The organism is Achromobacter semiaridum (assembly GCF_053543755.1).
The window spans coordinates 107,002-116,003 of the sequence record NZ_JBLVOL010000012.1 but is presented as its reverse complement, the minus strand read 5'-3'; the positions used below and the strand labels follow the sequence as shown (position 1 = coordinate 116,003).

At 64.8% G+C, this 9,002-nt stretch carries 6 protein-coding genes; 3 read left to right on the top strand and 3 right to left on the bottom strand.

Annotated elements, in window-relative coordinates; genetic code table 11:
* Positions 1-393: hypothetical protein (locus ACNPP0_RS03640; protein ID WP_448705036.1), on the top strand; the 393-nt coding region annotated here is incomplete at its 5' end.
* A 50-nt stretch (positions 394-443) separates the two neighbouring features.
* Here ACNPP0_RS03640 and ACNPP0_RS03635 read toward each other — a convergent pair.
* Entirely contained in the window at positions 444-1,460 is a 1,017-nt protein-coding gene (locus ACNPP0_RS03635; protein ID WP_104142648.1) for an amino acid ABC transporter substrate-binding protein, read from the bottom strand.
* 127 nt (positions 1,461-1,587) lie between these two features.
* The gene (locus tag ACNPP0_RS03630; protein ID WP_448705035.1) at positions 1,588-2,829 is read right to left on the bottom strand and encodes an aminotransferase-like domain-containing protein; all 1,242 of its coding nucleotides are present in this window, start codon (positions 2,827-2,829) and stop codon (positions 1,588-1,590) included.
* Between the two features lie 200 nt (positions 2,830-3,029).
* On the opposite strand from ACNPP0_RS03630, the gene ACNPP0_RS03625 reads away from it, so the two are divergent.
* Positions 3,030-3,749, top strand: a complete 720-nt coding sequence (locus ACNPP0_RS03625) for a YggS family pyridoxal phosphate-dependent enzyme (RefSeq protein ID WP_448705034.1) — start codon at positions 3,030-3,032, stop codon at positions 3,747-3,749.
* A gap of 160 nt (positions 3,750-3,909) precedes the next feature.
* The gene (locus ACNPP0_RS03620) at positions 3,910-4,878 is read left to right on the top strand and encodes a Bug family tripartite tricarboxylate transporter substrate binding protein (RefSeq protein ID WP_448705033.1); all 969 of its coding nucleotides are present in this window, start codon (positions 3,910-3,912) and stop codon (positions 4,876-4,878) included.
* Between the two features lie 80 nt (positions 4,879-4,958).
* Here ACNPP0_RS03620 and ACNPP0_RS03615 read toward each other — a convergent pair whose 3' ends face one another.
* Positions 4,959-8,918 carry a DUF3683 domain-containing protein gene (locus tag ACNPP0_RS03615; RefSeq protein ID WP_448705032.1) on the bottom strand — a complete coding sequence of 1,320 codons (3,960 nt, stop codon included), beginning with the start codon at positions 8,916-8,918 and terminating at the stop codon, positions 4,959-4,961.
* Positions 8,919-9,002: the final 84 nt, after the last annotated feature.

The window sequence follows — 9,002 nt, the reverse complement described above, 5'->3', positions numbered from 1 at the left end:
CAGCCCCGCCCCGACTGGGTTCGCATTCTGGCCTGGGTGATCCTGGCGGTGCTGGGCGTGCAGGTGGTCACCACCGCAATTCGCGCCCCCGCGCAGCCGTTCGACACCGTGCTGGCCGTGGTGGTGGTGCTGTGCTTTGTGGGGCTGCTGTTCGTGTCCTGGCACATGCAAACGTCGATCACCACGATCGACGATCGCGGGCTGCGCCAAACCTGGTTCACGCGTCGCGAAGTGGCGTGGGAAGACGTACGCTATGCGCGCTTCGTGCCCATGCTGTTTTCCAAGCGTCTGGTGATATTCACGCACCGAGGCAAACCCGTCATCATCCAGGGCGGCACGCGCGAACTGCGCGCGGCCTTTGTGAAGATCGCGCAGCTGTATCGGCGCGGATGACGGGCTTGGAGCCAGGGTGCGGCGTTACCGCAACCCTGTAACCCCGCCGGTCAGCGGATCGGCAACGCGTACATCAAGCCGCCTTGCGTCCATTGCGCATTCAGGCCGCGCTTGATCTTCAGCGGGCTGCCTTCGCCCACGTTCCGTTCAAAGCTCTCGCCGTAATTGCCCACCTGCTTGACGATGTTGTAGGCCCATTTTTCGTCCAGGCCCAGGTTCGCGCCGCTGCCGGGCGTTACGCCCAGAATGCGCTTGATGTTGGGGTTGGCGCTTTTCAGCTGCTCGTCCACGTTCTTGGACGTGACGCCGTATTCTTCGGCTTCTATCATTGCCGACAGCGACCAACGCACAATGTTCAGCCACGTATCGTCACCCTGGCGCACGAACGGGCCCAGCGGTTCTTTGGAAATGATCTCGGGCAGCACGACGTAGTCGTCGGGATTTTGCAGTTTGGAGATACGGATCGACGCCAGGCCCGACGCGTCCGTCGAGAACACGTCGCAACGGCCCGCGGCGAAGGCGTTGACCACTTCGTTGAAGGTCTCGATCACCACCGGCTTGTACGTGACGTTGTTGGCGCGCGCCCAGTCGGCCAGCGTGTTTTCGTTGGACGTGCCCGTTTGCAGGCAGATGGTTGCGCCGTTGATGTCCTTGGCGCTTTTCACGCCCAGCGACTTGGGCACCAGAAAGCCCTGGCCGTCGTAGAAATTGATGCCGGCATGGATGATGCCCAGCGCCGTGTCGCGCTGCTGTGTGACGGTGGTGTTGCGCGTCAGCACATCCACTTCGCCCGATTGCAACGCGGTGAAGCGCTGCTGCGAGTTCAGCGGCACCACCTTGATCTTGTTGGCATCGCCAAAGACCGCCGCGGCGATGGCGCGGCAAAGGTCTACGTCCAGCCCTTGCCACTTGCCTTGCGCGTCGGGCGCGGAAAAGCCGGCAAAGCCCGTGGTCGTGCCGCAAGCCACGGCGCCACGCTGGCGCACGACGTCTACCGTTGCCGCCTGCGCGCCCTGCGCCGCCGCTACCAATAGCGCCGCGCCCACCAACCCTTTTGCAATGTTCATGACCTGGATTCCTGTTGTACCGGGCGCGCGGACGCGCCGAGGCAAGAAGCTTATAGACATGAAGCGCCCGCGCCAAATAACAAGCGCTCATTAAGGTATGCGCGGCGGCGACCGGGTGCCTGGGCCCCTACGCCGCCAACGAAATCGACACCGGCTCGTTGGCTACGCAAGCGTCCAGCGCGCGACCCAAACGCACCATGCCCTGCGCAATTTCCGCTTCATTCATGGTGGCAAACGACATGCGCATGGCGAACAGGTCGGCCTGTTCGACGTTGGCGTAGAACGCCTTGCCGGGTACATAAACCACTTCGTGTTCAATCGCGTACGGCAACAGGCGCGTCGCGTCCACATCGCCCGTCAGCCGTGCCCAGAAGAACATGCCGCCTTCGGGCTTGCTGAAGCTGACGCGGCCGTCCAGTTCGCGCGCCAACGCCTGGGCCATCGCATCGCAGCGCAGGCCATAGGCGGCGCGAATGCGCGGCACGTGTTCGTCATAGCGGCCGTTGGCCAGGTATTGCGCCACCACTTCCTGGATCCACGCCGACGAGGCCATATCGTCGGCCGCCTTGGCGCTGACGCAGCGGCGACGGATTTCAGGCGGGGCGATCAGCCAGCCGATGCGCAGCGCGGGCGCCATGGTCTTGGACATGCTGGCCAGGTATACGGCCCAGTGGCGGGCTTCGCCTTCCGCCAGGGCCGCGATGGGCGGCACGGCTTCGCCGGCAAAGCGCAGTTCGCTGTACGGGTCGTCTTCAACGATCAGGAAGCGGTGCTTGACGGCCAGTTCCAGCAAGCGCAGGCGGCGCTGGCGCGAAATGGTCGCCCCGCAAGGGTTCGAGAACGAGGCCACGACGCAAACCATCTTCGGCTTGATCCGCGCGGCCAGCTCGTCCAGCGCGTCCACGTCGATACCGTCCGGGCCGGAGGCCACCGTGTGCACCGTGGCCCCGGTGTAGCGCAACGCCTGCACGGAATTGGGGAACGCGGGCGATTCGATGATGGCGTGGTCGCCCGGTTGCAGCATCACCCGCGTCAACAGCGCCAGCGCCTGCTGCGACCCGCCCGTTACCACCAGTTCGGTGTCCGCATTGCAATGCAGGCCACGCGCGGCGGACAGGCGGGCCAGTTCGTTACGCAGGCTGGCCTGGCCGTCGATATTGGAATATTGCAGGCAGGCACCCAGCCGCGACATGACCTGGGTGGACGCCACCGACAAGCCCTCGACGTCAAACAGTTCCTGCGCGGGATAGCCGCCGGCCAGCGAAATGGTGCCGGGACGCAACGCGTACGGCATCAGCGATCGGATGGGGGAAGCGGGGGGATTCAGGAAAGGCGTGGCAAAGGCGTATTCTGGCGCAGCGCTGGACATGGCGGGAGACTGGGGAAGGTGGGAAACCGTGTCGCCCGCTGGGGCGGCGCCGGAGGGCATAGAACATTGAAATATAAACAAATCTCCGCAAATTCTAAGCCTGCGTATTACGCAGGGTCAACGACTGGCGCGCATCGTGTGGCGAAACGATCGCGCGCAGTCCTACACTATGGGACATCCTGTTCCTGCAAGAGAGCTGCATGACCGTCGAAGACACCATGGCCGGGCGCATTGCCCACATCCACCAACGCATTGCCGACGCCTGCGCGCGCGCCGGGCGCAGCCCGGACAGCGTGGTGCTGCTGCCCGTCAGCAAGACCTTCGAGGTGGACGCGATCCGCGAAGCCATGGCGCTGGGCATGACGCGCTTTGGTGAAAACAAAACCCAGGAAATCCGGCAGAAGGCGGCTGCCCTGGCCGGCCAGGGCCTGCAATGGGTGCTGATCGGCCATTTGCAGACCAACAAGGCCAAGGACGCCGCGCGCGACGCCACCGAAGTGCAGTCGCTGGACCGCGTCGACCTGGCCGAAGCCCTGCATCGCCGCCTGCTGAATGAAGGCCGCACGCTGGACGTGCTGGTGCAGGTGAAAACGTCTTCCGAGCCCAGCAAGTTCGGCATGGCGCCTGAAGACGTGTCGGCCTTCCTGCGGCGCATCGCGGCCGAATTTCCCACGTTGCACGTCAAGGGGTTGATGACGCTGGCCGTCAATTCGCCCGATCCAGAACAGGTCCGGGCCTGCTTTCGCGCCCTGCGCATGCTGCGCGACAGCCTGCTGTCCGAAAACATCGAGGGCGTGTCAGTGGACCGGCTGTCGATGGGCATGAGCGGCGACTTCGAACTGGCCATCGAGGAAGGCTCGACCGAAGTGCGCATCGGCACGGCGATTTTCGGCGCCCGCACCTACCCCGACCCGCAATAACCGGGTAGCGCGATGCGGGAAAACAGGGGGCCGGGCGGCCCCCTTTTCACGTCGAACGCGAGCATAATAGCGGCGCAAAAAATAGCGACGCGAACCGACGGCGCAGAACACGACCGCCCGCGTCGCGCTCAAACTTTGATCCCGCACGAGGAGACACCCCATGCAACATTCCGCACGGCGCCTATTGGCGCTGGCCGCCCTGTCGTTGGCCGCCGCCACGGCATTCGCCCAATCGTGGCCCACGCAACCCGTCCGCTGGATCGTGCCGTACCCGGCCGGCGGCGGCACCGATGTGGTGGCGCGCACCGTCGCCAGCGCTCTGGAAAAATCGTTGGGCCAGACCATCGTGGTGGAAAACCGCCCCGGCGCGGCCACCATCATCGGCGCCACCGCCATCGCGCAGGCAGAATCCACCGGCTACATGGTGGGCACGGCGGACTCGGGCACTCTGGCGTTCAACTCGTCGCTGTACGCCAAGCTGTCCTACGATCCGGCCAAGTTCACCTACATCGGTGGCATTGCCAAGTTTCCGCTGCTGTTGGCCGTGAACGTGAATTCGCCGTACAAGACGGTGCAAGACGTGCTGGATGCCGCCAAGAAAGAGCCCGGCAAGCTGACCGCGGCGTCGGCCGGCGCGGGTTCGCCGCACCATCTGGCGCTTGAGCTGTTCAAGCAGCGCACCGGCGCCAACCTGTTGCACGTGCCCTACAAGGGCGCGGCGCCCGCCATCCAGGATCTGCTGGGCGGACAGGTGGACGTGATGTTCATTGACCTGGCCTCGGGCCTGCCCAACGTCAAGGCGGGCAAGCTGCGCGTGCTGGCCGCCGCCACGCCGGAACGCGTGTCGGTCTTGCCCGACACGCCGACCATGGCCGAACAAGGCGTGGCCAACTTCACGGCCTACGCCTGGCAAGGCCTGGTGGGCCCGGCCGGCGTGCCGGAAGCGGTGGTGAAGAAGCTGTCGGGGGATTTGGACGCCACGCTGAAAAGCCCCGCCGTGTCGCAAAAGATGCTGGACATGGGCGTGATCCCGATGCCGATGTCCGCGCAGGACTTCAAGGCCTATGCCGAACAAGAGCGCAGCGCCTGGGCCGACGTGATCAAGAAGGCCAACATCAAGCTGGAGTGATCCGTCATTCGGCCAGGCGATAAAAAACCCGCGTTCATCGCTGAACGCGGGTTTTTTCATGGGGTCAGGCGGGGGCCGCTTTACACCAGCACGCGCTCGATACCGCCGGCGTTGGCGCGTTTCACGTAGTCTTCCATCCAGCCTTCGCCCAGGATGTGGCGGGCCATTTCGACGACGATATAGTCGGCTTCCATCTTGACGTCGCCTTCATAGCGCGACAAGCCCTGCAAGCACGACGGGCAGGACGTCAGCACCTTCACGTCGCCCGCAAAGCCGTCGCCGCGCAGCGCGGCATCGCCCTTGAGCAGCTCTTCCTGCTTGCGAAAGCGCACCTGCGTCGAGATGTCGGGCCGGCTGACCGCCAAGGTGCCCGATTCCCCGCAGCAGCGGTCGCTCTTGATGGCTTCGTCGCCGACCAGGGCGCGAACCGTCTTCATCGGCTCTTGCAGCTTCATCGGAGTGTGGCAAGGGTCGTGATACATGTAGCGCACGCCCTTGGCGCCTTCCAGCTTGATGCCCTTTTCCAGCAGGTATTCGTGGATGTCGATCAGGCGGCAACCCGGGAAGATCTTGTCGAATTCATAGCCCGACAGCTGGTCGTAGCAGGTGCCGCAGCTGACCACCACGGTCTTGATGTCCAGGTAGTTCAGCGTGTTGGCAACGCGGTGGAACAGCACCCGGTTGTCGGTGATGATCTGCTCGGCCTTGTCGGTCATGCCGTTGCCGCGCTGGGGGTAGCCGCAGCACAGGTAACCCGGCGGCAAGACCGTCTGCACACCGGCGTGCCACAGCATGGCTTGCGTGGCCAGGCCCACCTGCGAGAACAGGCGTTCGGAACCGCAACCGGGGAAATAGAACACGGCTTCGGTGTCGGCGGTCGTGGCCTTGGGGTCACGAATGATCGGCACGTAGTTCGCGTCTTCGATGTCCAGCAGCTTGCGCGCCGCCTGCTTGGGCAGTCCGCCGGGCATCTTCTTGTTCACGAAGTGAATGATCTGCTCGCGCAGCGGCGGCTTGCCGACGGTGGCCGGCGGCTTGGCCGTCTGCTTTTTCACCAGGCCGGAGAACAGGTCATGCGCCGCGCGCTGCACCTTGTAGCCCACGCCCACCATCGCCTTGCGCGTCGCGTTGATGGTGGCCGGGTCCTTGGCGTTCAGGAAGAACATGGCGCTGGCCGTGCCCGGGTTGAACGACTTGCGGCCCATGCGGCGCAGCACGGCGCGCATGTTCATCGACACGTCGCCAAAGTCGATATCGACCGGACAGGGGTTGTAGCACTTGTGGCAGACCGTGCAGTGGTCGGCAACGTCTTCGAATTCTTCCCAGTGCTTCAGGCTGACGCCGCGGCGGGTCTGCTCTTCGTACAGGAACGCTTCCACCAGCAAGGAGGTGGCCAGGATCTTGTTGCGGGGCGAATACAGCAGGTTGGCGCGCGGCACGTGGGTGGCGCACACCGGCTTGCACTTGCCGCAACGCAGGCAGTCCTTGATGGATTCCGAAATGGCGCCGATGTCGCTTTGCTGCATGATCAGCGACTCGTGGCCCATCAGGTTGAAGCTGGGCGTCCAGGCGTGGCGCAGGTCGGCGCCCGGCATCAGCTTGCCGGCGTTGAAGTGGCCGTTGGGGTCCACGCGACGCTTGTAGTCCTGGAACGGCGCCAGTTCGGCTTCCGTCAGGAATTCGTACTTGGTCAGGCCGATGCCGTGTTCGCCCGAGATCACACCGTCCAGGTCGCGGGCGATCTGCATGATGCGGTCGACGGCCTGATGGGCCTCGCGCAGCATTTCGTAGTCGTCCGAGTTGACCGGGATGTTGGTGTGCACATTGCCGTCCCCGGCGTGCATGTGCAGCGCGACAAACACGCGGCTTTTCAATACGCGGCCGTGGATGGCGACGAGTTCGTCGACGATCTTCTTGTACGACGCGCCCGAGAACGTGCGCTGCAAACCCGCCAGCACTTCGGTCTTCCAGGACACGCGGATGGTGCGGTCCTGCACCACGTCGAAGACGCGCGCGGTGGGCTGCGCGACCAGGCGGTCGGTCAGCGTGGCCTGGACGTCGCCCAGGCCCAGCGCTTGCAGTTCGGGCAGCGCCTGCGCCAGCGGCAGGTCCAGGTTGTCCAGCAGCCATTGCCAGCGCTGGCGCACGCTGCCCAGCAGCTCAAGCGCCTGGCGCGTGCGGTCGGCCAGCACTTCGGCGCGGGTGCTTTCGATATCGGCGTCGTCGGCCTTGCCCACCGGCAGCGGCGTGCACAGGTAGGCATCCAGCGCGCCCAGCAGCTTGAGCTTGTTGCTGGTCGACAGTTCGATGTTGATGCGTTCGATGTGATCCGTGTATTCGCCCATGCGGGGCAGCGGGATCACCACGTCTTCGTTGATCTTGAAGGCGTTGGTATGGCGCGCGATGGCGGCGGTGCGCGAGCGGTCCAGCCAGAACTTCTTGCGCGCCTCGGGGCTGACGGCCACGAAGCCTTCGCCATGGCGCGTGTTGGCCAGGCGCACGACTTCGCTGGCGGCTGCCGCTACGGCATCATCGTCGTCGCCGACGATGTCGCCGATCAGGACCATCTTGGGCAGCACGCCGCGCTTGCTCTTGGTGGCGTAGCCGACCGCGCGCAGATAGCGTTCGTCCAGGTGTTCCAGGCCGGCCAGGATGGCGCCACGCGCCTTGCCTTCGCCGTCCAGATAGCCCTTGACCTCGACAATCGACGGGATGGCGTCGCGCGCCTGCCCGAAGAATTCCATACAGACCGTGCGCGTGTGGCGCGGCATGCGGTGCAGCACCCAGCGCGCCGACGTGATCAGGCCGTCGCAACCTTCCTTCTGAATGCCGGGCAGGCCCGCCAGGAACTTGTCGGTAACGTCCTTGCCCAGGCCTTCCTTGCGGAACACCCGACCCTTGATTTCAAGCAACTCGGTTTTCAGCAGGCGCTCGCCGGGCTTGCCCTTGCCGTCGAACCACTTGAGTTCGAAGCGCGCCGTTTCCACGTCATGGATCTTGCCCATGTTGTGTTCCAGGCGGGTGACTTCCAGCCAGTTGCCATCCGGGTCCACCATGCGCCACCAGGCCAGGTTGTCCAGCGCGGTGCCCCACAGCACGGCCTTCTTGCCGCCGGCGTTCATGGCGATATTGCCGCCCACGCACGACGCTTCGGCCGAAGTCGGGTCCACGGCAAATACGAAACCGGCGGCCTCGGCCGCTTCGGAGACGCGCTTGGTGACGACGCCGGCGCCGGCATGGATGACGGCCACGGGCTCGGTCAGGCCGGGCAAGATACAGGACTCGACCTTGCCCAGCTTGTCGAATTTTTCGGTGTTGATGACGGCCGACTTCCAGGTCAGCGGGATGGCGCCGCCGGTGTAGCCGGTGCCGCCGCCGCGCGGCACGATGGTCAGGCCCAGTTCAATACAGGCGGTGACCAGCGCGGCGATTTCGTCTTCGGAATCGGGGGTCAGCACCACGAACGGGTATTCCACGCGCCAGTCGGTGGCGTCCGTCACGTGGGATACGCGTGACAGGCCGTCGAACTTGATGTTGTCGCGCGCGGTGATGCGGCCCAGCACCTTCTGCGCCTGCTTGCGCATCATGGTGGTCTGGTCGAATTCCCCTTCGAAGGCGGCAATCGCGGAACGGGCGCGGGCCAGCAGGCCAACAACCTTCTCGTCGCGATGCGGGTCGTGGCCTTCTTCGGTGGGCGAACCCGGCTCGCGGCGGCGATCGATTTCGCTCAGGCGATGATGCAGGGCGTCGATCAGCTGCTTGCGGCGCTTGGGGTTGTCCAGCAGGTCGTCTTGCAGGTACGGGTTGCGCCGCACCACCCAGATATCGCCCAGCACTTCGTACAGCATCCGCGCGGAGCGGCCGGTACGGCGTTCGCCGCGCAGGTCGGACAGCAGGCTCCAGGCGTCATCGCCCAACAGCCGGCCCACAATCTCGCGGTCGGAAAACGACGTGTAGTTGTAGGGGATTTCGCGCAATCGCGCGGGAGCGGCGGGCGGCATCGCCCCGTTCAAGATGTGGCTAGCGAGTGGGGCGTTCATGGCGGCAAGAGGGGCCCATAAAAAATTATTTTATGCCATTGGCCGGACTTGACCCCTAATACCCCTAGGAAGCCGGCCCATGGC